Origin of the sequence: Roseateles noduli, assembly GCF_050626985.1 — a bacterium.
Lineage (GTDB): Bacteria > Pseudomonadota > Gammaproteobacteria > Burkholderiales > Burkholderiaceae_C > Roseateles > Roseateles noduli_A.
This window is the reverse complement of sequence record NZ_CP192463.1, coordinates 1,189,160-1,215,661: the sequence shown is the minus strand read 5'-3', so window position 1 is coordinate 1,215,661 and position 26,502 is coordinate 1,189,160. Positions and strand designations below refer to the sequence as shown.

Annotated in this window: 19 protein-coding genes; 14 read left to right on the top strand and 5 right to left on the bottom strand. The window is 70.9% G+C overall.

The window, feature by feature from the left end; genetic code table 11:
* Nucleotides 1–2: 2 nt before the first annotated feature.
* The 6 genes from ACQ4L4_RS05420 to ACQ4L4_RS05395 are packed head-to-tail and all read left to right on the top strand — an operon-like array spanning nucleotide 3 to nucleotide 7,442.
* Nucleotides 3–1,325 (top strand): hypothetical protein, encoded by a 1,323-nt coding sequence (locus ACQ4L4_RS05420; protein WP_431103208.1) that lies wholly within the window; start codon nucleotides 3–5, stop codon nucleotides 1,323–1,325.
* Nucleotides 1,322–3,448 (top strand): carboxypeptidase-like regulatory domain-containing protein, encoded by a 2,127-nt coding sequence (locus ACQ4L4_RS05415; protein ID WP_431103207.1) that lies wholly within the window; start codon nucleotides 1,322–1,324, stop codon nucleotides 3,446–3,448. Before ACQ4L4_RS05420 ends, ACQ4L4_RS05415 begins: the two co-directional genes overlap by 4 nt.
* A gap of 15 nt (nucleotides 3,449–3,463) precedes the next feature.
* A complete protein-coding gene (locus ACQ4L4_RS05410; RefSeq protein ID WP_431103206.1) occupies nucleotides 3,464–3,964 on the top strand; it encodes a hypothetical protein in 501 nt (166 codons plus the stop codon).
* Nucleotides 3,961–5,223 carry a hypothetical protein gene (locus tag ACQ4L4_RS05405; protein ID WP_431103205.1) on the top strand — a complete coding sequence of 421 codons (1,263 nt, stop codon included), beginning with the start codon at nucleotides 3,961–3,963 and terminating at the stop codon, nucleotides 5,221–5,223. Before ACQ4L4_RS05410 ends, ACQ4L4_RS05405 begins: the two co-directional genes overlap by 4 nt.
* A gap of 24 nt (nucleotides 5,224–5,247) precedes the next feature.
* Complete coding sequence (locus ACQ4L4_RS05400; RefSeq protein ID WP_431103204.1) at nucleotides 5,248–6,633, top strand: peptidoglycan recognition protein family protein; 1,386 nt, start codon at nucleotides 5,248–5,250, stop codon at nucleotides 6,631–6,633.
* 14 nt (nucleotides 6,634–6,647) lie between these two features.
* Entirely contained in the window at nucleotides 6,648–7,442 is a 795-nt protein-coding gene (locus tag ACQ4L4_RS05395) for an amidohydrolase family protein (RefSeq protein ID WP_431103203.1), read from the top strand.
* Here ACQ4L4_RS05395 and ACQ4L4_RS05390 read toward each other — a convergent pair.
* The gene (locus ACQ4L4_RS05390) at nucleotides 7,390–8,799 is read right to left on the bottom strand and encodes a sigma 54-interacting transcriptional regulator (RefSeq protein WP_431103202.1); all 1,410 of its coding nucleotides are present in this window, start codon (nucleotides 8,797–8,799) and stop codon (nucleotides 7,390–7,392) included. The genes ACQ4L4_RS05395 and ACQ4L4_RS05390 overlap by 53 nt on opposite strands.
* Before the next feature lie 246 nt (nucleotides 8,800–9,045).
* Nucleotides 9,046–11,268, bottom strand: coding sequence for a diguanylate cyclase domain-containing protein (locus ACQ4L4_RS05385; RefSeq protein WP_431103201.1), 2,223 nt, complete (start codon nucleotides 11,266–11,268; stop codon nucleotides 9,046–9,048).
* 147 nt (nucleotides 11,269–11,415) lie between these two features.
* Between ACQ4L4_RS05385 and ACQ4L4_RS05380 the strand changes: the two genes are divergently transcribed.
* Nucleotides 11,416–13,371 (top strand): T6SS phospholipase effector Tle1-like catalytic domain-containing protein, encoded by a 1,956-nt coding sequence (locus tag ACQ4L4_RS05380; protein WP_431103200.1) that lies wholly within the window; start codon nucleotides 11,416–11,418, stop codon nucleotides 13,369–13,371.
* Nucleotides 13,372–13,408: 37 nt separating this feature from the next.
* On the opposite strand, the gene ACQ4L4_RS05375 is transcribed toward ACQ4L4_RS05380, so the two are convergent.
* A complete protein-coding gene (locus ACQ4L4_RS05375; RefSeq protein ID WP_431103199.1) occupies nucleotides 13,409–13,840 on the bottom strand; it encodes a hypothetical protein in 432 nt (143 codons plus the stop codon).
* 137 nt (nucleotides 13,841–13,977) lie between these two features.
* On the opposite strand from ACQ4L4_RS05375, the gene ACQ4L4_RS05370 reads away from it, so the two are divergent.
* Nucleotides 13,978–15,207 (top strand): esterase-like activity of phytase family protein, encoded by a 1,230-nt coding sequence (locus ACQ4L4_RS05370; protein WP_431103198.1) that lies wholly within the window; start codon nucleotides 13,978–13,980, stop codon nucleotides 15,205–15,207.
* A gap of 136 nt (nucleotides 15,208–15,343) precedes the next feature.
* Nucleotides 15,344–16,564: a class C beta-lactamase gene (ampC, locus tag ACQ4L4_RS05365; protein ID WP_431103197.1), complete on the top strand. Its 1,221-nt coding sequence runs from the start codon at nucleotides 15,344–15,346 to the stop codon at nucleotides 16,562–16,564.
* A gap of 76 nt (nucleotides 16,565–16,640) precedes the next feature.
* Here the strand turns inward: ampC and ACQ4L4_RS05360 are convergent, their stop codons facing one another.
* Nucleotides 16,641–17,054: a DUF5329 domain-containing protein gene (locus ACQ4L4_RS05360; RefSeq protein WP_431103196.1), complete on the bottom strand. Its 414-nt coding sequence runs from the start codon at nucleotides 17,052–17,054 to the stop codon at nucleotides 16,641–16,643.
* A 113-nt stretch (nucleotides 17,055–17,167) separates the two neighbouring features.
* On the opposite strand from ACQ4L4_RS05360, the gene chrA reads away from it, so the two are divergent.
* A complete protein-coding gene (gene chrA, locus ACQ4L4_RS05355; RefSeq protein ID WP_431103195.1) occupies nucleotides 17,168–18,520 on the top strand; it encodes a chromate efflux transporter in 1,353 nt (450 codons plus the stop codon).
* Between the two features lies 1 nt (nucleotide 18,521).
* A complete protein-coding gene (locus tag ACQ4L4_RS05350) occupies nucleotides 18,522–19,979 on the top strand; it encodes a 3-deoxy-D-arabino-heptulosonate 7-phosphate synthase (protein ID WP_431103194.1) in 1,458 nt (485 codons plus the stop codon).
* Nucleotides 19,980–20,003: 24 nt separating this feature from the next.
* Here ACQ4L4_RS05350 and ACQ4L4_RS05345 read toward each other — a convergent pair whose 3' ends face one another.
* Nucleotides 20,004–23,468 (bottom strand): P-loop NTPase fold protein, encoded by a 3,465-nt coding sequence (locus tag ACQ4L4_RS05345; protein WP_431103193.1) that lies wholly within the window; start codon nucleotides 23,466–23,468, stop codon nucleotides 20,004–20,006.
* Nucleotides 23,469–23,591: 123 nt separating this feature from the next.
* On the opposite strand from ACQ4L4_RS05345, the gene ACQ4L4_RS05340 reads away from it, so the two are divergent.
* The 3 genes from ACQ4L4_RS05340 (at nucleotide 23,592) to ACQ4L4_RS05330 (ending at nucleotide 26,407) form a co-directional block, all read left to right on the top strand.
* A complete protein-coding gene (locus ACQ4L4_RS05340) occupies nucleotides 23,592–24,542 on the top strand; it encodes a 5'-nucleotidase, lipoprotein e(P4) family (RefSeq protein WP_431103192.1) in 951 nt (316 codons plus the stop codon).
* Nucleotides 24,543–24,681: 139 nt separating this feature from the next.
* Nucleotides 24,682–25,140 (top strand): BlaI/MecI/CopY family transcriptional regulator, encoded by a 459-nt coding sequence (locus tag ACQ4L4_RS05335; protein ID WP_431103191.1) that lies wholly within the window; start codon nucleotides 24,682–24,684, stop codon nucleotides 25,138–25,140.
* Nucleotides 25,133–26,407, top strand: coding sequence for a M56 family metallopeptidase (locus ACQ4L4_RS05330; RefSeq protein ID WP_431103190.1), 1,275 nt, complete (start codon nucleotides 25,133–25,135; stop codon nucleotides 26,405–26,407). The genes ACQ4L4_RS05335 and ACQ4L4_RS05330 overlap by 8 nt, the downstream gene beginning before the upstream one ends.
* Nucleotides 26,408–26,502: the final 95 nt, after the last annotated feature.

Here is a 26,502-nt window from a genome sequence, read left to right as displayed (position 1 = left end):
CCATGGCCATCGGCACCTATCCCGCGTGGTTCCTGATGCAGGAATCGCGTGCGCTGCTGACGCGGCTGGCGCGGGTCAAGCCCTTCGCGCTGGTCGAGCCGATGGTGCCCGCGGCCAACCTGCTGCCGGCCGCGCAGAGCGAGATTGAAGGCCATCTGATCGCCGGCCGGCGCGAGCTGCGCCGCCTGGTCCACGGCTTCATGGGCTGGCTCGACAGCGGCGCCGCGCAACGAGCCAGCGCCGCCGAGGCGCAACGCCGCTTCGCCTACCTGCGGCTCAAGTTCAACGCCGTGCTGACGCAGTTCGACCTCTTCAGCGACGTCGTCACGCAGCGCAGCGAAAGCGAGAGCGGCGTCTGGCTGTCCGGGCTGGACGTGCTGTCGGCCGATGCGCTCGCGCTGCGCGGCCGCTACTACCGCGCGCCGCCGGTGATCTGCTACCTCGACCGCGGCCCCGGCGCGGCCATCCGCCGCGCGCGCACCCGCCTGCCCGGCGGCGGCACCAGCCCCGTGGCCGTGATCCGCGTGCCGCGCGAACGCATGATCGGCAGCGGCATCGCCTCGTCGCTCGTGCACGAGGTCGGACATCAGGCGGCGGCGCTGCTCGGGTTGGTCGACTCGCTGCGGCCGGTGCTGCGCGGGCTGCAGCAGGGTGCCGGCGACGGCGCGGTGGCCTGGGGCCTCTATGAACGCTGGATCAGCGAGATCGTGGCCGACTTCTGGTCCGTCGCACGCATCGGCGTGGCCGCGCCGACCGGGCTGATGGCCGTGGTCAGCCTGCCGCGCGCCTTCGTCTTCCGCATCAACGTCGACGACCCGCACCCCGTCCCCTGGCTGCGCGTGAAGCTCAGCTGCGCGATGGGCGACGCGCTCTACCCGCATCCGCAGTGGGCGCGCCTGGCCGCGATGTGGGAAGCCTTCTACCCGACCCGCGGCCTGGACGCCGAGTCGCTGCGTCTGCTGGATCGCCTGCAGGCGCTGATGCCGGCCTTCGTCAGCGTGCTCGTGCAGCACCGCCCCGCGGCGCTGCGCGGCCGCACGCTGGCCCAGGTGCTGGACGTCGCCGAGCGGCGGCCGGCGCGGCTCTCGGCGCTGTTCCGGCTCTGGACCCGGGTGCCGGCGCTGATGTACCGGGCGCCGCCGTCGCTCGTCTTCGCCGTCATCGGCCAGGCGCGCTGCGACGGCCGGCTCAGCCCCGAGGACGAATCGCTGCTGCTCGGCAAGCTGCTCACGCACTGGGCGCTCGCCAGCACGCTGGACACCTCGTTGGCCTGCGCCGCGGCGCAGGGCCGCAGCTTCACTGTCACCGAAGGAGAACCCTCATGAGCAAGCACCATCACGACCACGATACCGATCGCCGGTCCTCGATCGAGGTCCGGGTGCGCGACAGCGGCGGCGCGCACCGTCCGATCGCCCAGGCCCAGGTCGGCCTGTTCCACACCACCGGGCTCGCCGCCGGGTCCCATCCGGCCGACGAGCAGGTGCTGCTGCTCAAGCGCAGCGACGGCGACGGCCACCTGTGCTTCGACGACGTCGCGCCGGGCGAGTACGTGCTCGGCTTCCTGCACCACCCGCGGACCTACTCGGCCCGCTTCACCGTCGGCGACGGCGGCACCAGCAGGCAAGGCCTGGAACCGGAGTTCTGCGCCCAGCTGGAAGCGCGCTGGATGACGCGCGACTGCGAGACGCTGGACTGCCGCCCGCCCCAGGTCGGCGACTACCTGAAGGCCACGGTCAACCACACCGTCAATCCGCAGCTGCACATCGTGCCGCCGCACGGTTCGACCGAGCTGTCGCACGACGGCAGCTTCACCAGTTTCTCCACCCCCGTGTCGCGCGCCGGCCGCGTCGACTTCGTCTACGAGCTGCGCTCCCCGGCGCTGGGCGCCGCCGCGGGGCAGCCGCCGGCCGTGCTGACGCTGGCCCACACCGGCCACGCCGCGTCGATGCCGACGCAGCCGGTCTCCGGCCAGCTCGGCATCGCCCTCACCCGCACCGAGACCGAGCCGACCGAAGACATGACGCTGTGGCTGGCCATCCGCAACGGCACCGATGCGCTGGGCTTCAACCACTACCTGCGCTTCATGGACGTGCTGTTCGGCGGCCGGCGCCACGGTCCGCGCCACGGCGACCGCGGCAGCGACCGCAGAGGCTTCGGCGATGGCGGCGGAGGCGGCCACGGTGGCCGCGGCGGCCGCGGTTTCGAAGCCGAGAAGGAGGCCTTCGAGAAGCTCTCGTTGAAGCGCTTCCTGCCCTTCAACGACAGCGACGCGTACCGGGTGCTGAAGGCCGCGACCGAGGCCTTCGTGATGGTCAACTGCGGCGTGCTGCAGGGCGGCGAACACGACAACGCCTTCCACCCGCGCCACGACAACGCCTACCTGGACCGGCGCGACCTGCCCGCCTTCGACGACGCGCGCGGCAGCTTCGACGGCTACCTCGAACGGCCCGGCGGCCTCCTGCCCTACCTCGCCCTCGTGGCGCGCAAGCTGCCCGACATCCCGATCATCGAAGGCAACCCGGACGGCGCCAACCTGGCCGTCGGCTTCGTGCACGACAAGCTGGCCAACCCCTGCCTGGTCGAGCTGATCTGGTCGTACTGGCACGAGGAGGCGATGCTGGTGCAGACGATGAACGCGGTGACGCGGCGCTTTCAGAACCGCGCCGCGCCGGGCACGCCCGATCCGCTGGCCAACCTCGAGATCGACCCGCTGCGGCCGCTGAACAGCGTGCTGTGGGGCTACACGCAGGACGAGCAGCACCGGCTCACCGTGAACCGCCGCAACGCCGAGTACGCCCACCAGTACGGCCTGACGCTGCGCGGCAAGGCGGTGAAGGACTTCCGGGTCGCCGACTCGCGCTCGCAGTTCCTCGAAGGCTTCCACCACCTGCTGCGGCTGCTGACGGCGTTCTACAAGCAGGACGACGACACCACGGTCAAGGCCGACGCCTTCCCGGTGCTGAACGCGCTGAAGGAGGTCCACCTGGTGATGTCGCAAGGCGCGCACAACAACTTCGGCGAGCTGGCGACCACCGCGCGCATCGAGATGCTGATGCAGCAATGGCTGCTCGGCCGCCCCGAGTTCCGCGAGTTCCTGCCCAGCCGCATCATGGTGGCCTACCCCGAGCCGTGGATGGACCGCGTCGACGCGATGAAGAAGCTGCAGGGCTGGACCGACACCAGCGTCGTGCACTTCCGCAACCTGGCGATCTTCGGCGAGCAGATGATGCTGTCGATCCGCTTCGGCGCGTGGAGCGAGGTCTACGAGCCGACCCAGGCCTTCAACTGGGCGCGCTTCTGGCGGCCGCAGGTGCAGGGCTACATCCACGCGTACCGCGCGGCGACGGGCGTGGACCTCGGCAGCGAGACCTTCGACCCGAGCGCCGACGCCACCCCGCCTTCGCTGCTGATGCAGCGCCGGCTGGCCCAGCAGCAGCGCAACGCCTGACCCCCGGCGGCGGCCATGCTCGACTTCACGTCGTCGCTGTACCTGGGTCTGCGCCATCCGGTGGAGCTGCGCCACCCGGTGGACGGCGCCCGGGGCTGGCCGGCTCTGAGCCTGGGTCGGCCCGCGGCGCTGCACGCCGCGCTGCTGCAGCGGCAAGTCCGCACCGTCCTGCACGTCGAAGGCGTGGCGGCGCCGTCGCTTCCGCCGTCGTATCCACCGTCGTATCCGGCGTCGTATCCGGCGTCGTATCCGCCATCTCATCCGCCATCGCATTCAGCGTCTCATTCGACGTCGCACAAGCAGTCGCGTGCGCAGTCGCGTTGGCAGTCGCCATCGCCATCGCCATCGCCATCGCGATCGCGATCGCAGGTGCAGGCGCAGGCGCAGGCACGGCTGAGTTTCGTGATCACCGCGGGGCACACCGCGGCCTGCATCGAGCGCGCCGTGCAGGCGCTGGTGCAAGCCCTGGCGGCGTTGCGGCGCCCGTTCCACCCCTTCCTTGCGGAGGCTCCATGAATCCCACGACATCCTTCGAGTTGCTGTCCACCGGCAACGAATTCGAGACCGCGTCCGAGGAGTTCGAACGCGGTTATCGGGGCGGCCGCTCCGGCGGCTCCCGCTACGGGGGCTCGCAGCGCCGCTCTGCGTCGTCGCAGCGGCGATCGCCGCAGCGATCACCACAGCGATCACCGCAACGTCCGCCGCCGCAGTCGTCGCGCCCCTCGCGTGCCGCACCCTGGGGGCGCTACGGCTCGGCCTGGGATCCCACGCCGTGGCCGGCCTGGGGCGGTCCCGGCTCGCGCTATCAGCGCTGCATGCAGCAATGCCTGGCGTCGCCCTATGCGCCGTCCTATGCGCCGCCGTATGCGCCCCCCGACGCGCCGCCTGAACCCGCCGCCGCCGACCCCGGTCCCGCGGCAGCGCCCGATGCCCCCAGCGAGGAGATGACCATGCATCCGATCCGTTGCAACTGCCCCCGCTGCGGGGGCGCCCAGCAGACCTTCGAGTTCGCCGCGGAAGGCGAAGGTGAATTCGAGGGGGCGTACGAAGGCGAAGGCGAGTACGAGGGTCAATACGAAGGGCAATACGAAGGGCAATACGAGGGGCAGTTCGAGGGCCAGTACGAGGGCCCCTATGAAGGTCCCCACGAGAGCCAGTTCGAAGGCGAGTACGAGTACGAAGGCGAATACGAAGGCCAGGGCGAATACGGACGCGGTGGCGGCTCGCCGTTCAGCGAGGCCGAGGAGATCGCCCTCGCCGCCGAGCTGCTGTCGGTGTCCAGCGAGGCCGAGCTCGAGCAGTTCCTCGGCAAGCTGTGGAAGGGGGTCAAGAAGGTCGCCGGCACGGTCGGCAAGATCGCCAAGCCTTTCTCCGGCGTGCTGAAGGCGGTGGCCAAGAAGGCGCTGCCCTTCGTCGGCGGCGCGCTCGGGTCGATGATCCCGATCCCGGGGGTCGGCACCGCGCTGGGCACGGCGCTGGGCAGCGCGGTGAGCTCTGCGCTGGAGATGGAGTTCGAAGGCCTGGAGCTGGAGGACCGCGAGTTCGAGATGGCGCGCCGCTTCGTGCGCATCGCCGGCACGGCCGCGCAGCAAGTCACCGACGGCACCGCGCCGGCGGAGTTCGAAGCCGCCGTGGCCGCCGCAGCGCAGCAGCACCTGCCGCACTTCAGCGGCCGTGCGCTGCCGGGCCGGCCCGGCGCATCGGGCGGTGCGGGCACGCGCAACGGCGGCCGCTGGACGCGTCGCGGCTCGACGCTGGTGCTGCACGGCGTCTGATCAGCCATCCACCGGGAGACGCACATGGACACGCGTGAATTCGAGATCGTCGGCGAATGGGGCCTGGGCGACGTGATCGGCGGCATCGGCAGCCGCATCGGACAGGTCGCGGGCCAGATCGCCGGCACGCTGGCGGGTGCGGCGGGCGCCGCGAGCGCGGCCGGCGCCGGCATCATCGACCTGACCGACAAGGCCGACAAGAGCAACCGCCACGGGATGCGCCCGGCCGCGCAGGTGAAGGCGCTGGTGCTGCACCAGATGGCCTGCTGCCGCAACCGCAAGAACGCGCTGACGGACTACCTGAAGATCGGCTCGCACTTCGCGATCATGGCCGACGGCCGCATCCTGCAACTGCACCCGGAGCTCGCGATGGTCTGGGCCAGCAACGGCTTCAACCACGGCAGCGTGGCGGTGGAGTTCGCGGGCAACTTCCCCAACACCAAGGGCAAGTGGTGGCAGGGCGACAAGTACGGCCGCGACCAGGTCACGCCGGCGCAGCTGGAAGCCGGCCGCCGGCTGGTGCGCTACCTCGTCGCGAAGATCGGGTTGAAGACGATCCTGGCGCATCGCCAGAGCAGCGCCTCGCGCGAGAACGATCCCGGTCCCGACATCTGGTACCACGTCGGGCAATGGGCCGTCGACACGCTGAAGCTCAGCGACGGCGGGTCGGGCTTCAAGGTCGGCGACGGCAACGCGATCCCCGACCTGTGGCGCACCTGGGGCCGCAGCGCGCCGGTGAAGGAGGCCGAGTTCGGCGGCGTCGGCGCCGGTGAGTTCGGCGAGTACGAGAGCGCGTACGAGAGTGAACAAGAAGGCGAACAGGAAGGCGAACAGCAGGCCGAACAGGAAAGTGCCTTCGGCCCGCTGAACGCGCGGCTGAGCTGGCTGCCGAAGTCCTACTCGCGGGCGCAGATCGTGCGCGCGGGCAGCTCGTTCACGGGCTTCGGCGGCGTGTACATCGCGTTCGAGCCGGCCGCGGCCGGCGGGGCCGACGCGAAGCCGAAGATCCTGAAGGTCGGCATGAGCGACACCTTCGCGCGGCGCATGGGCGATCCGGCGCACATCGCGCTGAACCGCGCCCACCCGAAGCTGCAGTACTACCTGGCCACGGTGCACGGCCACCGCGGCGCGCACGGCGTGGCCGGCGTGGTGCGCATGGTCGAGCTCGCGCTGGCGCGCTTGCTGCGCCGCTCCGACGACCTCACGGACGCGCAGCTGCCCTACAAGCCGTCGATGACCCGCGGTCCCGTGAAGATCGTCAACGCGCTGCCGCCGCAGCTGCAGACCGCCATGGCACGGGCCCTGCGCAAGACACCGATCGATCCGAAACCCTTCGATCCGATGCCGCCGGGTCAGCTGGTGCTGCCGCGGGGCGTGCGCTGGGAGTTCGAGCAGATCGGCCCGGCCTGACGACGGGCATCCCCATGATCATCGACTGCCACTGCCATGCCGGCCCCGGCGACGGCTTCACCGGGCCGTGGGACAGCGGCGCGCCGCTGCGCGACTACGCGCGGCGCGCCGCGCAGGCCGGCATCGGACGCACGGTGATCTTCGCGGCCTTCCACTCCGACTACGAACGGGCCAACGCGGAGGTCGCTCGCATCGTGGCCGCGCAGCCGCGGCGCTGGATCGGTTTCGTCTTCGTGCATGCGGCGCGCGACCGCGGTCGCATCGGCGAACTGGTGCGCACGGGCGTCGAGGAGCACGGCTTCGTCGGCATCAAGCTTCATCGCCACGATGCAAACATCTCGCGCGAGGTCTGCGAGGCGGCGCGTGAATTCGCGCTGCCGGTGCTCTACGACGTGGTCGGAGAAACGGCGCAGGCGGAGCTGCTGGCGCTGGAGTTCCCCGATGTGGACTTCATCGTGCCGCACCTGGGCAGCTTCTCCGACGACTGGCGCGCGCAGCGCGCGCTGATCGATCCGCTGGTGCGCCACGCCAACATCCACGCCGACACGTCCGGCGTGCGCCGCTTCGACCTCCTCGTCGAGGCCGTGCGGCGCGCCGGCGCGCACAAGCTGCTGTTCGGCAGCGACGGCCCGTGGCTGCATCCCGGCGTCGAGCTGGCCAAGGTGCGCGCGCTCGGCCTGTCCGCGGCGGACGAGGCGCTGGTCACCGGCGGCAATCTGCTGCGCCTGACCGCGCGAGCGCGGCGGCGCGCTGCGCTCACACCAGCGCCCGCTGGCTGGCGCGCCGGATCTGCAGTGCGCGGTCGGTGACGCCCAGCCGCGCGGCGGCGCGCTGCAGGTTGCCGTCTTCGCACTCCAGCGCCATCTCCACCGCGAGTTCGGTGGCGCGCTGGCTGATGTCCTTCATGCCGATGCCCAGCTGCACCGCCGACCGGATGGCCGATCGGAAGCTGTTGTCCGGCCACAGCGGCGGCGCGCCCGGGACCGCGTGGTCCTCCGGCGGGATGTCGCCGACGGTGATCGGCCCGCGACCGCAGTGGCGCTGGCAGATGCGCGTGACCAGCTGGCGCAGGTCGCGCACGTTGCCGGGGTAGTCGCGGGCGACGAGGAACTCGCGCACCGCCGGGTCGATGGTCGGCTCGACGGCCGGCCCCCCCGGCCCCCCCGGCCCTGTCGGCCCGTCCCGCCCGTTCGATGCCGGCAGCAGCTCGCGCATGAAGTGCAGCGCCAGCGGGAGCACGTCGTCCTTGCGCTCGCGCAGCGGCAGCGTGCGGCACTGCCATCCGGCGATGCGGTAGTAGAAGTCGGCGCGGAAGCTGCCGTCGGCGATGCCGCGCACCAGATCGCGGTGCGTGGCCGAGACCAGGCGCAGCTCGCTGTGCTGCCAGGTGTTGCTGCCGACGCGCTTGTACTGGCGCTCCTGCACCGCCCGCAGCAGCCGGGCCTGGAGCTCGCACGGCAGCTCGCCGACCTCGTCGAGGAACATCGTGCCCTTGTGGGCCAGCGCGAAGGCGCCTTCGCGCGATCCCACCGCCCCGGTGAACGCGCCGCGCTCATGGCCGAAGAACTCGCTGCCGGAGAGCTCCGGCGACAGCGTCGTGCAGTCGACGACGACGAACTCGCCCTTGTCGGGCCGCGGGTCGAGGTCGTGGATCAGGCGCGCGATCAGCTCCTTGCCGGTGCCGCTCTCGCCGGTGATCAGCACCGACGCCGAGGTGGAGACCGTCGCCTCGATCACGCCGCGCATCGTGCGCCGCCACGCCGGGCTGGTGCCGACCAGGCAGGACGCGACCGCGGGCGAATCGATCAGGGCGTCGACCCGACGCCAGTGCTGCAGCCGCGCGCTGATCTCGTCGGCCGTCGCGGGCAGCTCCGGCCACTGCAGCACATCGCGCGCGCCGGCATGGACGAGATTCCACTGCGCGGTGCTCGACAGGACTTCGGCGCCGACGCAGATCGCCAGCACCAGCGCATGGTCGCCGTGCCGTCGCAGCAGCGTGAGGAGCTCGTCGTCACAGGCGCCGAAAATGACCAGGCCCAGCGTCGCGCCGTCCTCGGGCGTTGAGGTGCTGACGGCGATGCCCGCGCGCGCCAGCAGCGAGTGGCATCGCTCATGCAGACCGGCGTCGCACGACCCGGTAAAGGCGATCCAGGCCGATGGCGCCAATTGCTCCCCCCACAGGAGTGTCTTGTCCGATTCGTAACCGGCGACCTTCCCATTCCCTGCCGAGAGGCCCGAACCGCGATCACGTCCGAGTCAGTCTAGGTTCTGTGAACGTGCGCGACATCCCTAGTCTTGCGGTGCAACGAGATGCTTCCGCAGGGCTGATGAAATACCAGGGTCGGGACCCGACCCCTTCATCTTGCGGTCACACCGCCATCATCCAGCGCTCATCCTGTCCTCACCCCGCGCTCACCCTGCCCTGACCCGCCCCTTCCCATCGCGCTTCCCGCGCAGCATCTCGTGGTCCGCGCGCTCGATGAGCTCGTGCGCGCCGACCGTGTCGTCCGGCGAGAACACCGCGACGCCCGCGGTGACGCCCACCGCCACCTTCGCCCCGGAGGACAACACGATCGGCTCGCCGATCGCGTCGACGACGCGCGCCAGCACCGTTCGCCATCCCCCGTCCTCGATGCAGGTCAGGACCAGGACGAACTCGTCGCCGCCCAGCCGCGCGACCGTGTCCAGCGGGCGGATGCCCGCCGTCAGGCGCGCCGCCACCGTCTGCAGCAACTGGTCGCCCGCGTCGTGCCCCTGCGCGTCGTTGACCGCCTTGAAGCCGTCCAGGTCCAGGTAGCAGACCGCCACCTGCTGGCGTTCGCGCCGCGCCAGCGCCAGGGCCTGCTCGATCCGGTCGTACAGCAGCACGCGGTTGGGCAGCTGCGTCAGCGCGTCGTGGAAGGCCGCGTGCGCCAGGTCCTCGTGCGCCGCCTTCATCGCGGTGATGTCGACCGCCATCGCGAAGATCTCGGTGTCCGACAAGGGCACCGCGCCGAAGTCCACCCACACCGCCTCGCCGGACTTGCTCCGCATCCGGATCTGCGAGCGGTAGTAGCCGCGCTCGACCATCGCCGCGTAGACCTGCCGGCCCACCTCCTCGAACTGCTCGTCGTCCCAGTAGAACACCCGCGCCGACACGCCCTGGAGCTCGCCGGGCCCGTAGCCGAGCAGCCGCTCCACCGCGCGGTTGCGCCAGGTGATCCTGCGGCGCGAGATCCTGGCCATGCCGACCAGGTCGCTCTCGAGCATCGCCGCCTGCTCGCGCAGCAGCCGTCGCTGCTGCGTGACGTCGCGGCCCGAGGAGAACACCAGCAGCTCCCCGCCGATCTCGGCGACGCTCAGTTGCAGTTCCACGTCGATCACCTCGCCGTCGTCGCGCCGGTGCTGCACGTCGACGCGCTGCCGGTCCCCCGCCTTGACCCCGGCGAGCCAGCGCGTGATCGCGGCCTCGTCCTGGTTGGCATCCCAGCTCGAGACGTGCCGCCCCAGCAGCGACGCACGCGTCGACTTCAGCATCTCCGCGAAGGCGTCGCTGAACTCCACCAGCCGCCCCTGCCGGTCGACGATGTGGATGCCGTCGGCCGAGACGCGCATCAGCGCCTGGATCCGCTTGCCCTGGTCGGCCAACGCCTGCATCGCGCGGTCCTGACGCCGCGTCACGCGATGGACCTGCCACGCCGCCAACGCCACCAGCAGCCAGGCCAGCACCGCCAGCGAGGCCACCGTCCAGGCCTGCTGGCGCCAGGGCTTGAAGAAGCGCTCGTTGTTCACCCCGGCGTAGACGACGAAGGGCCAGTCGTCTAGCGCGCGGTACGCCGTGGTGCGGTTCTGTCCGTCGATCGTCACCGTCGACACGAAGGTCCCCTGGCGCGGCTGCGCGGCCTGCATCGCGCGCAGCTCGTCCGAGACCAGCGTCTCGCCGATGCCGCCCTGCGCCGGGCTGCCCGGCGCCATGCGCGCGACCAGGCGCAGGTCGTCGCGGCGCAGCGTCATCGCGTCGAGCGGCGCGAGGTCGTAGCGTTCGAAGAGATGCCGGAAATGATCGACGCCCACGGTCACGTACAGGACGCCCGCGAACCGGTTGCGCACCACCAGCGGCCGTCCGAAGCCGATCACCCAGTTGCCGGACACCCGCGAGACCAGCGGCCCGGTGACCTGCGTCAGCGGCTTCGAGAGGTCGCGGGCCCGGATGAAGAAGTCGCGATCGGTGATCCACGCCGGTGCCTCGGCCGGCAGGCGAGTGCCCCAGCGCACCTGCCCGGACGCGTCGGAGGCGCGCAGGGCCTCGATGCCGAAGAGCAGGCCGAAGCGCGCGTTGAGCACCTCGTTCAGCACGGCGTCGGAGGCGCCGCCCGGCGCCTCGAGCAGCCGCTCCATCTCGCCGGCGGTCGCGCGCAGCACCGCGTCGACGCGGCCCATCTCGGCCGCGACGTTGAGTTGCGCCACGGCGGCCAGGCCCTCGGAGACATCGCGCGCCTGCGCCGCGTACGCGCGATGGGACGTGAGCAGCACATGCGCCACGAGCGCGCCCAGCACCAGCGCGACGGTGAGGTTGGCGCCGATCAGCCAGGCCGTCATGCGACGCCGGCGGCGCACGGCGCCGTCGACCAGGTGTTGCGGATCGGAAAGCGGCATGCCCTGAATGGTGCCTCAGCCGGACGCCGTGCGACAGCCGCGCCCTTCCCCCGGCCCCTGTGTTTTCCCGAGTCCCCACATTCGGGGATGACCGCCTGGCCCTTCCGTCCTAGCCTTCCAGTTTCGACAGAAGAAACACAGGGGGGGATGACCATGGACAAGAGCACGACAGGCGCCGGCACCGGTGGCGGCGGCGTCGACCTCCGCCAGCGCAACCTCGTGCTGTTCTGCGACGGCACGAACAACACGCTGACCGGCGGCATCGAGGACACCAACGTCCTCAAGCTGTTCGGCTACCTGCGCAGCCAACGGCCGACCATCGATTCGCTGCTGTACTACGACCCTGGCGTCGGCTCGCCCGACTCGGCGCCGCCCACCGCTCTCATCGACCTGATCAAGCGCCGCTGGGCGCGCATCGCCGGGCTGGCCTCGGGTCAGGGCGTCTACGACAACATCGGCGAGGGCTACCGCTTCCTGATGCGCCACTTCGACGAGCGCATCGATGACCGCATCTTCTGCTTCGGCTTCTCGCGGGGCGCGTTCACGGCGCGCGCGATCGTCGGCATGGTCAACCTCTTCGGCATCCTGCGCCCCGAGCACGAGGAACTGATCCCGACGCTGGTCCGGATCTACTTCTCGCAGCCCCCGATCGAGGAGCAGGCCGAAGGCCGCAAGAACTGGCGGCGCTCGCTGGCGCGCTTCGTCCACCGCGGGTTCGCCAGACCGGGCCAGGAAGGCGCGCGCGGCGCCCAGGGCGGCGAGGAGGCGACCGCGGCCACGCGCAACCGCCTCGCGGAGCAGGTCCGGCGCAACTTCGCGCGGCCCGCGGACGTCTTCTGGGTCGGCGTCTGGGACACCGTCGAATCGGTCGGCCTGCCGCCCTTCGGCTCGCGCGACAACCCGGCCACGGCGACCTTCGCGGACAAGAAGCACATGCTCAACGTCCGCCACGCGCTGGCCTTCGACGAGCACCGCTGGCCCTTCCTGCCGCGGGTCTACGACTCGCCGAGCCGCGTCGACGTGCCCGCGGTCGACCGCTTCAACCGCCCGATCGTGCGCACGCTGCGTCAGCTCTGGTTCCCGGGCGTGCATTGCGATGTCGGCGGCAGCTATCCGGCGCAATCGGCGGAGAGTCGACGTTATCCCCACGGCCGCACCGGGCTGCCCGATGCGTCGATGGTGTGGATGGTCAACGAGGCGGCGGCGGAGCTCGGCGTCCCGCCGCTGTCCAGCCTGCCCGCCGGCAGCGATGCCTTCGGCATGCCGCTGCCGGAGTCCTTCGTGGGCACGCTGCCGCTGCGCCACGACGCGCTCCACGACACGCCGCTCTGGGCGCTCGCCGGCATGACGGTGCGGCGCATGACGATGGAGGTCGTCCGCATCCCCAAGGGCAGGCAGAAGATCCCGGTCGACGTGGCGCCCGAGTCACCGCCCGCGCCGTTCCAGGGCCCCAGCGTCTGGGACGAGCGGCGGTCGCTGCCGTGGCTGCTGTTCGCGGTCCTCGCGGGCGCGGCCTTCCTGCTGCTCTCCGGCTGGAACCTGCAGCAGCTGCCCTTCCTGCAGTCGAGGCTGCCGGCGCCGGGCGGCTGGTGGGAATGCCTGATGCGCAGCGCGGTGGCGCCGTGGGAGTTCGCACGCCACCAGGCGGGCTTCCTGGTCCACGTCGTGGTCCACGGCTGGCCCCATCACCTCGAATGGATCCGCCAGAACCGCGCGGGCCTCTTCTGGGGCCTCGCATGGGACCTGCTCTTCCTGCTGGCGGCGGCCTACCTGCTGTCGCGGCTCGCGTCGCGCGTGTTCACGTGGCTGGCGGGATGGCGCCACCCGGGTGAGTCGCGGTCACGCCTGCTGCTGGCCATCGGCTGGCTGCCGGCGCTGGCCTTCGGCGCCGACGCGCTGGAAGACCTGTCGACGCTGGCCGCGGTCGCGATCGACACCCTCGGCATGCCCCGCCTCGCCGGCGTGGCGCTGCTGGCGATGAGCGCCTGCTCGCTGGTGAAGCTCCTCGCGTGGGGCCTGGGCATCGCCGTCTTCGGCGTGGGCCGCGTGCTGCTGGCGGTGCTGCCGGTCAAGACGGTCGGCAAGGTGGGACGCAAGACCTGACTCTGCGCGGACCTCGTCCGAGGCAGGCGCCGAGACCTCAAAGGCCTTCCATCGCCTTCTCGTGCGCCTGGTCCTTCAGCGTGCCGCCTTTGGGCTTGAGCAGGTCGCGGGCGTTGGGGATGCCGGAGCCGGCCGACGCGGGCGCCGGCGGCGCCTTGTAGGCCGGCATGACGGTGATCGTGCCGCCCTTGACCTGCTGCTCGGTGCTGCCCGCCGGGCAGGCATCGTTGGTGTAGAGCACGCTGCCGTTGACCAGGCAGCGGCGCGCGCGGCCGGGGATCGGATTCGTCCGCGGGTCATCCGCCGTGACGGGCGGGCTCTCGGCGAAGGGGTTCTTGGGAATCTCGACCTTCTCTGCCTGGCGCTCGACCTGCCGCGCGGCATCGCGCAGGAACGGGATCTCGTCGCGCTTCTTCCAGCCGACGACGCCCAAGATGGCGACAACGATGATGAGCAGCACGGCTCGCATGACTTCTTCTCCCTGATCGGCCGGCCATGTGTTTCGAAATGATGCGGCGCGGCGGGTGCGAATGATAGCGACGGCCTGTCACCTCGGCGCAACCTTGCGCAACGAACATGACACGAATCACGACCTCCATCGCTGTCATGTCCTTCACCTCGACGCCGTCCTTCCGCCGTTCCATCGCTTGCTCCCTCGCCGCGACCCGCGGCCTCGTGCCGCTGCTGGTGGCGACCGCAGCGCTGGCCGCCTGCGGCGGCAGCGACGACGACGCCGGCGAGCCCATCAACGGCAACAACAACATCACCGTATCCAGCCTGCGCCTGATCGGCCAGCAGGTGCTGCCGCGCCGGATGGACTACGCGGGCACGGTCGTCGGCGGGCTGTCCGGCGTCGACTACGACCCCAAGACCGACACCTACGTGCTGATCAGCGACGACCGCACGACGACGGACTCCGCCGGCGCGCCCCGCCTCTACACCGCCAAGCTGAGCTTCGACGCGAACACCTTCAGCGCGGTGAGCTTCACCGGCGTGGTAACGATGAAGCAGCCGGACGGCAGCGTCTATCCCAAGGTGCCGGACGCGAAGGTCGCGGATCCGGAGTCGGTCCGCGTGGATCCGGTCACCGGCAACTGGGTCTGGCTCAGCGAGGGCGACCGCACGCTGACGAGTACGCCGCCGCGCGTGATCAACCCCTTCATCCGCGAGATCTCGCCGCAGGGCGGCCACGTGCGCGAGTACACCCTGCCGGCGATGTTCCAGATGAGCGCGCAGGAGACCGGCCCGCGCGGCAACCTGGTCTTCGAGGGCCTGAGCTTCTCGCCCGACGCCCAGTCGGCCTGGGTGCTGATGGAAGGCGCGCTGATCCAGGACGGCGCCACACCGACGCCGGCGGCAGGCAGCGCGTCGCGCCTGACGCGCTTCGATCGCGCGAGCGGCGTGGCCAACGCGCAGTACGTCTATCCGATCGAGAAGGTGCAGGCCACGCCGGTGCCGGCCGACCAGTTCACGGTCAACGGTCCGACGGAGATCCTGGCGCTGTCGGCGACGCGTTTCCTGGTGCTGGAGCGCAGCTTCTCGGTCGGCGTGATCGGCAACCAGGTGCGACTCTACGAGATCGACACCGCCAACGCGACCAACGTGCTGACGGCCCCCTCGCTGACCGGCGCGACGCCGGTGAGCAAGAAGATGGTGCTGGACTTCGAGACGCTGAAGACGCAGCTCGGCGGCATCGCCAACCTCGAAGGCATGACCTTCGGGCCGAAGCTGCCCAACGGCAAGCGCAGCCTGGTCGTCGTCGCCGACGACAACTTCCCGACGGCGGACTCGCTGACGGACCGCAACCAGATGCTGGTCTTCGAAGTCCAGCCTTGAGATCAGGGGCGCGTTACGGCGGCCGCCCGTAACGCGCCTTTCGCCTTCAGCCGGAGGGCGACAGCCTCTATGGTCCGGGTTGAACGCCGCGCATCTCGCGCGGACCGATTCCAACGATTCCAACGAGGCTTCATCGATGCATGGGATTCCACGCGCCGCGGCGCGACTGACGGCACAACTGACGGCGCTCGCCGCGTCCGGTCTCGCGCTCTTCTCCGCGCAGGCAACGACTGACCCCGTGCGTGACCCCGTGCATGATGCCGCGGCGATCCGCGCGGCCGTCGACGCGGCGGTCCGCCCGATGATGGCGAAGAACGACATCCCCGGCATGGCCGTCGGCGTGACGGTCGGCGGACGCTCCTTCGTCTTCAACTACGGCGTCGCGTCGAAGCAGTCCGGCCAGCCGGTCGACGACAGGACGCTGTTCGAGGTCGGCTCCGTCAGCAAGACCTTCAACGCGACGCTGGGCGCGAAGGCGCTGGTGGCAGGCAAGCTCCAGCTGTCGGACCACCCCAGCCGTTTCCTGCCCGCGCTGAAGGACCATCCGATCGACCGCGCGACGCTGCTGAACCTCGTCACCTACACGGCCGGCGGCCTCACGCTGCAGGTGCCGGACGCGGTGACCGACGAGGCGTCGATGCTGCGCTATCTTCAGCAGTGGAAGCCGGACTTCGCGCCGGGCGAGAAGCGTCGTTATTCGAATCCGAGCATCGGTCTGTTCGGCCGCGCTGCGGCCGCGGCGCTGGGGCGCGATTACGCCGATGCGGTCGAAGCGGACCTGCTGCCCAAGCTCGGCCTGCGAGAGACCTACCTGCGGGTGCCGACGGCAGCGATGGCGAACTACGCCACGGGCTACGACAAGGTCGAGCACCAGGGGGCGACCCAGGACATGGCCGTGCGGGTCTCGCCGGGCGCATTCGACGCGGAGTCCTACGGCATCAAGACGACGGCGGCGGATCTGGTGCGATTCATGCAGGTCAACATCGATCCCGGCGGCCTTGACGCGACGACTCGCCAGGCGGTCGACGCCACGCACGTCGGCCACTTCCAGGTCGACGGCATGACGCAGGGCCTGGGCTGGGAACAGTACCCGTGGCCGGTGTCGCTGGCGCAGCTCCAGGCGGGCAACACGCTGGGGCGCGTGACCACGGCGGTCAAGCCGCTGGAGCACACGCCGGCGGGACCGCGGCTGTTCAACAAGACCGGCTCGACGCGCGGATTCGGCGCCTACGTCGTATTCGTGCCGACGCAACGCATCGGCGTCGTGCTGCTGGGCAACCGGAGCTGGCCGATCCCGGAGCGCGTGGACGCGGCCTACGCGATCCTCGGCAAGCTCCAGGCGAGCACCACCCGCTGAAGCGACTCGGCTGGACAGCTTCAGCGTGAGCACTTCAGCGTGATCGCTTCAGCGCAAGCGCGTCAGCAAGATGAGTTCAACGCGCGGGCGAAGACGCCGAGGCGCCCTTCCCCGCGGCGCGCACGGTCGCGAGCTCGCGCGTGAGCCAGGTCTTGCTCTCGACCGGCGCCGTGCCGCCACAGCGCACGAGATAGGGCTTGCCGCTCATGCTGCTCCTGGACGCGCCGAGGTCGATGAACTGCTCCGCGGTCTTCACGAGGTTCTTGTCCTCGAGGTAGTTCAGCTTGCGCTCGAGGTGGGTCTTCGCCTCGGCGGCGGAGTGCCAGTCCCCGTTGCGGTTGAAATGGCAGGACGACGCGGTCAGCTTGTCGAGCAGCGCGGCGACTTCGGCCTTCGCGGCCGGGGGCAGCGGATCGGCCTTGACGAAGGCCGGTGCGAAGGTCGCGGTCAACGCGGTGGCGAGCAGCATCGTGATCACAGGGGCGCGCATGGGCAAGGTCGTCGTGGCGTCGGAAAGCGCGATGTTGCCATGGCGCCTGATGAGGCACACTTCGCTGCCATCGCCCGGCCCTCGCGTCCGGCCCGCCGCCATTCGATCTCCGCATGACCCGCCCTGTCTCCCCTCCGCCGGACCGCCCCCCCGCGGTCGGATTCCGGGAAGCCTTCCGCTTCTGGCTGAAGCTGGGATTCATCAGCTTCGGCGGCCCCGCCGGGCAGATCGCGATCATGCATGCCGAGCTCGTCGAGCGGCGCCGCTGGATCAGCGAGGGGCGTTTCCTGCATGCCCTCAACTACTGCATGCTGCTGCCCGGCCCGGAGGCCCAGCAACTGGCCACCTACATCGGCTGGCTCATGCACCGGACCTGGGGCGGGCTGGTCGCCGGCGGGCTCTTCGTCCTGCCGTCGCTGCTGATCCTGGTCGCGCTGTCGTGGGTCTATGCCGCCTTCGGCACCCAGCCGGTGATCGCCGGGCTGTTCTACGGCATCAAGCCCGCCGTGACGGCGATCGTGCTGCATGCGGCGCATCGCATCGGCGGGCGCGTGCTCAGGAACGGCTGGCTGTGGGCCATCGCGGTCGCGGCCTTCGTCGCGATCTTCGCCTTCGACGCCCCATTCCCATTGATCGTGCTGACGGCCGCCGTCGTCGGTGCCGTCGGCGCGCGCCTGGCGCCGGCGGCGTTCTCCGGCGCCGGGCCCCACGCGACCCGGAGCGGCTACGGCCCCGCGCTCATCGACGACGACACGCCCACGCCCCCGCATGCGCGCTTCAAGCGGCGTCGGCTGCTGGGCGTGCTCGGCGTCGGTCTCGGCTTGTGGGCCATCGCGATGGGCGGGCTGGTGCTGCTGTACGGCGTCGACGGCGTGCTGACGCGGATGGGCGGCTTCTTCACGAAGGCTGCGCTGATGACCTTCGGCGGCGCCTACGCCGTGCTGCCCTACGTGGTCCAGGGCGCCGTCGACCAGCATCACTGGCTCAGCGGGCCTCAGATGATCGACGGGCTGGCGCTCGGTGAGACCACGCCCGGCCCGCTGATCATGGTGGTGGCCTTCGTCGGTTTCATGGGCGGCTGGAACACGCATCCCTTCGGGCCCGAGGCGCCCTTCCTCGCCGGCGCCATCGCGGCCGCGGTGGTCACCTTCTTCACCTTCCTGCCGTCCTTCGTCCTCGTGCTCGCCGGCGGACCGCTGATCGAGTCGACGCACGGCAACCTGCGCCTGAGCGCGCCGCTCACCGCCATCACCGCGGCCGTCGTCGGCGTGATCGTCAATCTCGCCTGCTTCTTCGCCGGGCACGTGTTCTGGCCGGACGGGCTGCATGGCCGCTTCGACCTCTTGTCCGCGCTGATCGCCGCCGCCGCGGCGTTCGCGCTGTTCCGCCTCAAGTGGGGCGTGCTCCCCCTGCTCGGCGCCTGCGCGGCGATCGGGCTGGCGTGGTCGATGGCCATGGGCGCTTGAGGTGTCGCAGGCCCTGCCCCCGCTCCTCGAAGACGCGCTGCGGCGGACGGCCCGACGGTATCGCGCGCCCGCGCTGCCGGCGACCTTGCAGGACGCTCGCGCCGCGGGCGCGGCGACCGCGCTCGCCGTCGCGATCGAATACGCACGGACGGCACTCGCCAGCGGGGAGGCACCCGAAGACGCCGTGCAGACGCTGTTCCTCGACGCGCTCGCCGACTTGATCGGCGAGGCGATGCGTCCGCTCAAGACGCATGGCGACGACATCGCGGAAAGCGGCGGCGACCCCGCCTTCCAGGCCATGGTGTTGCGCCACCGCTCGGCGGTGGTCCGCGAGTACGCCTCGCTCAGCGCGCATGCCGAGCGCGATCGTCGCGCCGTCCGCGCCGCGGTCAACGCCCTCGCCCATCCCGCGAAGACGCAGCGCCGATCGCCGGGACCGGCGCGCGAGGCGCTGCTGGCGCTTCACGCCGCGGGCGAAGCGGGCGACTGGGCGCGTGTGTCCGACGTCATCGCGCCGTTGCGCGACCTGCCCGACGTTCGCACCGAACCGCTGCTCCTTCGCGGCCTCGAGCGCCTCGCCGACGACGGTGCGATGAAGCATCTCCGGCGCCTCGACGCGCTGTCCTCCGATGCACTCGTGGCGCGTTATCGCGCGCTGTGGGACCGGCAAGGACCGGTCGCCGGCAGCGAGCAGGCGGCCGCCAGCGGCGCAGGCGCGCAGCAGCGCGGCGACGCGGTGGAGGCGCTGGCCACCGAGGCGCTCGACGCGCTCGTCAGCCGCATGAATGCTGAAGGCGGCAGCGGTGTCGGCACGGGCCACGGCGATGTTGGTATCAGTGCCGGTGTTGGTGGCACGCGATACCGGGTCGCGACTTCGCTGCGGGTGCCGCCCTCCTTCCCCGGCGATGCGCAACGCGCGAAGAGCGAATGGGACGTGGCACTGCTGCGACGCCATGGGACCGCGGAGCCTGGCGGCGAGGACTGGGACCTTTGCCTGCTCATCGAAGCCAAGGCCTCCCCGGATGCCGCGACGACGGACCTGCCCCGTCTGCTGCGCGGCTTGCGCCTGCTGGCGCAGGCCGACATCGGCACGACCTATGGGTTCGCCTCGAACGATGGCGACGTGCGCCTGCGCGGCGCCTCGCTGAGCAAGCTGCCCACCGAGCAGGGCGATCTCGCGCGCGCCGTGCTCTATTGCTGCGACGGTCCGGAGGAGCGCGCGCCGCGGCTGCTCAACGCGGCGAGCCGCATGCAACTGCTCTCCGCGGAGGCCAGCCTGGACGTCGCCATGCGGCTGGAGGACGGCTCGCCGGTCACCCCTTCCCTGCTGCGCCCGGTCTGGCGACTGCTGCTCGAAGCGCCCGCCTTCACCTCGGTCCTGCACCAGTACGCGACGCTGCGCGTCGTGCGCGAGTTGATGGTGCATCCGGGCGACCTGCTGGCCGCGGTGACGGCCTGAGAGCGATCGATCGGCAGCGACCGGTCATTTCATTTCGGGCCGACTGGAAGAAGGCGAAGGCGAAGGCGGCTCCGAATCCGGCCCCGCATTTGCTGCCGCGCTGTTCTCGGACGGCCCGCGCATGTCGACCTCTTCCGATTCGCCAGGCATGCGGATCCCGTCGAGCAGGCGCGCGAAGACCTCCACCTCTTCCGGACGCGGCGGCCATCCGGTGCCGAACAGCAGTTCGTGCTTCGCGATGAAGCGCTCCGCGTCATCGATCAGCCGCACGTCGTCGTACTGGGAAAACGTCGAGAAGTCGCCTGGCCGGCTGTGACCCAGATCCGACCGGAATCGCGACAGCCAGTCTGCGCCGAAGGCTTCGTGCAGCGCGCCCAGCGCCACGAGCTGCTGTGCGGCGATCCGTCGATTCGGCTCTGCGCTCGGCGGGTTCGCCGCCGAGGGCGCGTCGTCGTCCCTCGTGGCGAAACGGCGCAGCCGCGCCTTGAGGTCATCGAGCAACGTGCGATCGCGCGCTTCCCCTTGCTGCAGCATCTCGAAGTAGCGCAGCTTGTTGCCGAAGCGCTTGACCGCGCGCGGGGTGTGGGCGGACTCGCGGACCAGCTCGGTCCAGACCTTGAGCGCGTCGCGGAAGTCCTTGGAATCGGTGGCCTCGCGATGGCGCCGGCTCGCGGCGCGCAGGAGCAGCAGTCCCGCCAGCGCGGCGCCGACGACCAGCACGCCGGCCGCGATCCATTCATCCGCATGACTGTCCGCGCCGGCTTGCACGAGCACCCGCGTCGCCGACTGCGCGGGGGATCGCCCCCAGGCCAGCGTCGGATCGGATGCGCCAAGGCCCGGCGTCGGTACCCAGCGCGGCGCGCTCGCGGCGCTCGCGACAGCGGCGGCTTCCGGGGCGGACGCGGCCGTCAACACAGGCCCCGTTGCCAGGTCTTGCGCTTGCGCCTTCAACGGAAGCTGCGGGCGCAGCAGGACGCCCAGACTCACGCCGCCTGCGATCGCGCCCGCGAGCGCCAACCACATCGCGTGGCGACGGAGCCCCTGCATCGCCTCGCGCCGCCACGACGACGAGGCGGCCATCGCCGGATCGTCGGTCAGCAGCCGCCACGCCTCATAGGACTGCGCGGTCGGCACCTTGATCTCCAGGTTGATCAGCTTCTGCAGGTAGTTGGCCGCATAGGCGCGGCGCTGCTCGCGCGCGGCCTGCTCGGGATTGGCGTTGGCATCGGATGCGGACGCGCTTGCCAGCTCCTTCGCTATGCGCTCGAACGCGATCGCCAGCGCCGCCTGCACCTTGTCGGTCGCCATGCCGAAGAGCACGAAGCACTGCCCCGACGAGGTCAGGAAGTTCACCGCTTCCATGATTTCGAGCACGGCCTCGGGCCGGCAGCGGTCGAGATCGTCGATGACGACGACCACGCGCTCGGGCAAGGCGCGCGAGACCTCGCCGAACTGCTCGGCGAATCGCGTGCGGAAGCTGTTCTGCTCGGCGGCGAGCTTGGGTTTCATCCCTTGAAGCCCGCCGGCCAGCAGCGCGGCGGGATCCGCGCCGAAGGCCGTCAGCGCCTTGCGCAACGCGGCCAGCGTGGTGCCCGCGACCGTCAACAGCGCGAGCCATTCCGCCCAGGGCAAGGGCGCTGCGCTCGGCGTCGTGCCCGAAGCGGCATCCGACGCCGGTCCCGCCGCCGTCCTTGTCGGCGCGGCGGCGGTCTTCGCGGGCTCCTGCCCCGCCAGCGAGCCCAGCACCTGGTCGACGCGCCGCAGCATCTGAGCCTCCGCTGCGGGATCGTTCATTCCCGCGTGCAAGGTCAGGATCAACGCCGCCGCCGCGCACAGCAGCACCGTGAACACCCAGTGCTTGCGCGAGCGCAGCCATAGCAGGCGCAGCCGGAAGCCGATGCCGTCGAGGCTGAGCCATGGCGGCAACGCCTGCTTGCTCAGCGCGCCCAGCAGCGCGGCGAAGAGATGATCCTCCTTCTGGTGGTGCCAGGCGTTGAACCAGATCGGCCGAGAGCCGTGTTTGCGCAGGTCCGCGCACACGAGGCCCATCAGCGAGCTCTTGCCCGAACCCCAATCGCCGGTGATGGCGAGCGTCAATGGCGGCTCGGTCGCCGGGTTGCGCAGGAAGCGGGAGATGCCCGCGGCGAGCGGCTCGAAGTTGAGCCGGTCCTGCTTCGGGTCGGTCAACGCCGCGTCGGTGGCCGGCGTGTCGGCCATGCCGGCCACCACCTGGCGCGCCTGCGTGAACAACCGCCAGGCGCGCAGGAACATCGGCACCGACAGCAGCAGGGCGAGCCAATACCAAGGCGCCGGATAGCGCGCATAGACACGGGGATCGGTCCAGGTGCGGCCGCCGTCGCGCGTGGTCAGCAGCATGCCGCCGTCGCCGACGGCCCAGCCGCGCAGGCCGTCCGCGCCGATGTAGCCCGTGCGCAGGCCAAAGGGCAAGGGCATCGGCGGCCGCAGCGGTTGACGCGCACGCGCCATCGCCGCTTGCGCGTCCGGCGCCGCCAGGTCCGCGGGTTCCCACAGCAGGCCGCCGTTGGTGGTCTGGAGCACGCTGTCGCCTGTCGCGCCCGTCGCCCAAGCCTTCTTGCCGTCGGCGCTGACGCGCAGCACGCCCAGTCCCGCCGCGATGCCCGCCGGCTGCGAGCGCCAGGTCTTGCCGCCATCGTCGGTCCTCAGCACGGTGCCGCTGGCACCGTAGGCCCAGCCGCGTTCGCCGTCGTCGGAGAAATCGACGCTCAGCAGCGCGTCCAAGGCCCCTCTCGTCGCCGGCGACCACGTCAGCGCGCCGTCGTCGGACGTGATCAGGTGGCCGTTCTTCCCCAGCGCCCACGCGCGCCGTCCCGCGTCATCCAGGCGGACAACCGTCAGGAGCCGGAAGCCGTCCCCTTCCTGATAGGTCTGTGCCGGGGACGCCTGCACCGGGAGCGACTGCACAGGCGGCGCCTTCGCATCGCGCGGTGGTGGCCGGTTCACGGACTGGACGGTGCCCGACGGCGCGAGGGCCGACGACCCGTAGCCGGTTTCCGACCAACGCCGGGCCTGTTCGTCCATGACGAACACGCGGCCACGCTCCCTGATCACCGCGCCCACGCGGTAGGTCGCGTCGAAGCGCACCTCCCTCATGCTGGAAGTGCCGGGGCGATCCGCCGGGTGCCACGTCGCGCCGCCGTCCAGGGTCTCTATCGCGGCGCCGTCGTCACTGGCGAGCCACCACCGCTGGCCGTCGTCGTCGACGGCGATGGACGTGAGGTTTCCGCTGACATCGGGCAGGCGCCGGAACGCGTTGCGTTCGACGGGGAGAAGCCACCATTCCCAGAGATCGCGCTCGAGGCGCGTGACCGGCAGTGCCGAGTCCACCGGCCCAGGCGGCTGCAACAACGCTGCGGTGGTGGCGAGCGCGCACCAGACGAGTCCCATCGCCAGCCAGACACGACCACCGCGTCGATGCGTCGCAGGCGAGCCGGGCGAGGGAGCTTGCATGGCGAGGAGCGAGTGGGCAACGTCATCCGTATATCCCGCGGCCCCGGCCCGCGCATCATCAATTGGGATGAGCCCGCGCCATCGCACAATCCACGCGTTCCGAACCACGAGAAAGCCACCGGCATGCGCCTCGAAGCGATCCGACTCCGCCTCACACGCACGACGCTGGCTGCGATCGTGGCGATGAGCCCGATGACCGCCATGGTCTCGATGGCGCAGGTCACACCGGTGGCCCCGGCGGTCTCCGCCAGCGAGCCACCGATCATCGGCCGCGAAGGCGTGACGGCCACCTTGTGGTTCCAGACCGCGGTGGAGCGGCAAGCCGCGACGCTCGCGGTCTATCGCGCCGCGACCGCCCGCCTTCCGGCCGCGCGCAGGGCCACCCATGAGACCGCGTCGCTCGAGCAGGCCGCGCAAGGCGGTTTCACCCGCAAGCCGCCGGCGATCGTGCTGGACGTCGACGAGACGGTGGTCGACAACTCGCCGTACGAGGCGTGGCGCATCCAGGCCGGCAAGCCCTACGACAGCGCGTCGTGGGCCGCCTGGGTCGCTTCCGAGCAGGCCACCGCGATCCCGGGGGCGCCCGAGTTCATCGCCCGGGCGCGCGCCCTCGGCTTCCGTGTCGTCTTCGTCACCAACCGGACCTGCCCCGCCAACGGCCCCTACGGACCCGATGGCCTTCACGCCGCGTGCCCGCAGAAGGCGCAGACGCTCGCGAATCTGGAGCGGCTGCTGGGCCGCCCCGTCGCGCCCGGCGACCTGATGCTGCGCGGCGACCGCGCCGACTGGAGCGAATCCGACAAGAGCGCCAGGCGCCTCGCGGTGGCGCGCACGCATCGCATCGCGATGCTGGTCGGCGACGACCTCAACGACTTCGTGCCCCGCGCGAAGTACGTCGAGCAGGACCACGCGAAACGCTGGGGCCTGACCTGGGTGCCGATCCCCAATCCGACTTACGGATCCTGGGGCGATTCCCTGACGCTGCCTCAACGCTACGACGCGCTGAAGCCCTGGCGCGGACCCGGCACCGCCGAACCACCCGTCCCGGCATCCGGAGCGTTTGCAGCTCAGTAATCGATCAACGCAAGGCCACCGGACGTGGCCCATCGTGGGCTTGAGGGCTTGAGGGCTTGAGGGCTTGAGGGCTTGAGGGCTTGACGATTCCATTTACAGCTGTAATCATTCATTCGATTACACGCGTAAACGGAATCACATGCCCGACGATCTCCCGCCCATCACCTCCGCCGAAGCCGAGGTCATGGAAGTGCTCTGGCGCTCCTCGCCGCTGTCGGCGGAGGACATCGCCGCGGCGCTCTCCGACCGGCAGGACTGGCAGCTCGCCACGGTGAAGACGCTGCTGAACCGGCTGCTGAAGAAGGACGCCCTCGTCGCCGAACGCGACGGCCGGCGCTTCCTCTACGCGCCGCGCTTCCCCCGCGCCGACTGGGCGCACGGCGAGAGCCTCTCGCTGCTGGACCGCCTCTTCGGCGGCAGCCTCGCGCCGCTGGTGTCGCACTTCTCCTCGCAGCGCAAGCTCAAGGCCGCCGACGTCAAGGCGTTGAAGCAGCTCATCGAGGACTACGAGCAGCGCGACGCGAAGCCCGCCAAGTCGGCCATCGCGGGCAAGAGCGCCAAGGCCAGCAGCGCCAAGGGCGGCAAATCCCATGACTGACGCGCTCCTCCCCACGCTGCTACAGGAGGGGCTTCAGGCGGGGCTTCAGGCGCTGCTGCGCCAGACCGCCCTGCTCTCCATGATCGTGCTGGTCCTGCTGGCGCTGCGCCGCCCGTTGGCACGCCACGTCGGCCCCGGCTTCGCCTACGTCGCCTGGGCGGTGTTGCCGCTGCTGCTCATCGTCGATCTGCTGCCGGCGAGCCCGCCTGCGACGCAGTTCTCTGCGGAATTCGTCCGCCAGATCGCACCGGCGCTGGGCCAGGCGACGGCCCCCTCGTTGCAAGTCCTGGCACCGACCAGCAGCGCCCCCCTGTGGCTGATGCTCTGGGCCGTCGGTGCGCTCGTCGTCGTCGCGCGGATGGCGTGGCTGCAGCGCCGCTTCAGCATGCAAGGACCCGCGCTGGTCGGTCTGTGGCCGCCGCGGCTGGTCCTGCCGCAGGACTTCGAGCAGCGTTTCGACGCCGCTCAACGCCCGCTGGTGCTCGCGCATGAAGAGGTCCATCGCCGCCGCTTCGACAACCACTGGAACGCCCTGGCCGCCGCGCTGTGCGTGCTCCACTGGTTCAACCCGCTGGCCTGGCTCGCGCTGCGCGCGATGCGCGCCGACCAGGAGCTCTCCTGCGATCACGCCGTGATGCGTCGTCACCCCGGCCGCGAAGCCGACTACGGCCGCGCGCTGCTCCGCGCCCAGCAGTCCCTGTCCCCGCTCCAGCCGTGGTCCGGCTGGCGCTCGTCCCACCCGTTGATCGAAAGAGTCGCCATGCTCGCCGTCCGTCCCCGTTCCCGCTCGCGCCGCCTGTTGGGCGCCTCCGCCCTCGCGGTACTCACCCTCGGCGCCGCCGGCGCCGTGCACGCGGTCAACGCGGTGATGCCGGAACTCGCCCGGGACCCGATTCCGCTGGAACTCTACGTCGAGGTCAACCGGCGCGACGGCACCCCGCCGACGGACAAGCGCGTGTCCAAGATGCGCCTCGTCACCGAGGAAGGCAAGCGGGCGCTGGTCGTGCTCGGCGGCCGGCCGGATCAACCGACGCCGGACCAGGTCCGCGTCGAGATCACCGCCAAGCGCCGCAACGACCGGCAACTGACGATGACCTTCTCCGTGACCGAGGGCGGCCAGCCGTTGATGAACAACACGGTCCTGGTGAAGGAAGGCGTCGAGGCGACCGTCTGGTCGGCGCCCGACGACCTCAAGCAGAGCGAGGTCCTCATCCGCGTGCGCAGCATCACGTTGGCGGAGGTGCCGGGCTACAAGCCGAGGCAGTGAGGCCGCGACGACGCACCTGCCGCACCGCGGCGGCTGGCGGACCCTCGCCCACCGCGAGGGTCAGGGCTTGCCCCGCGGACGCGAGGCGCGGCGGG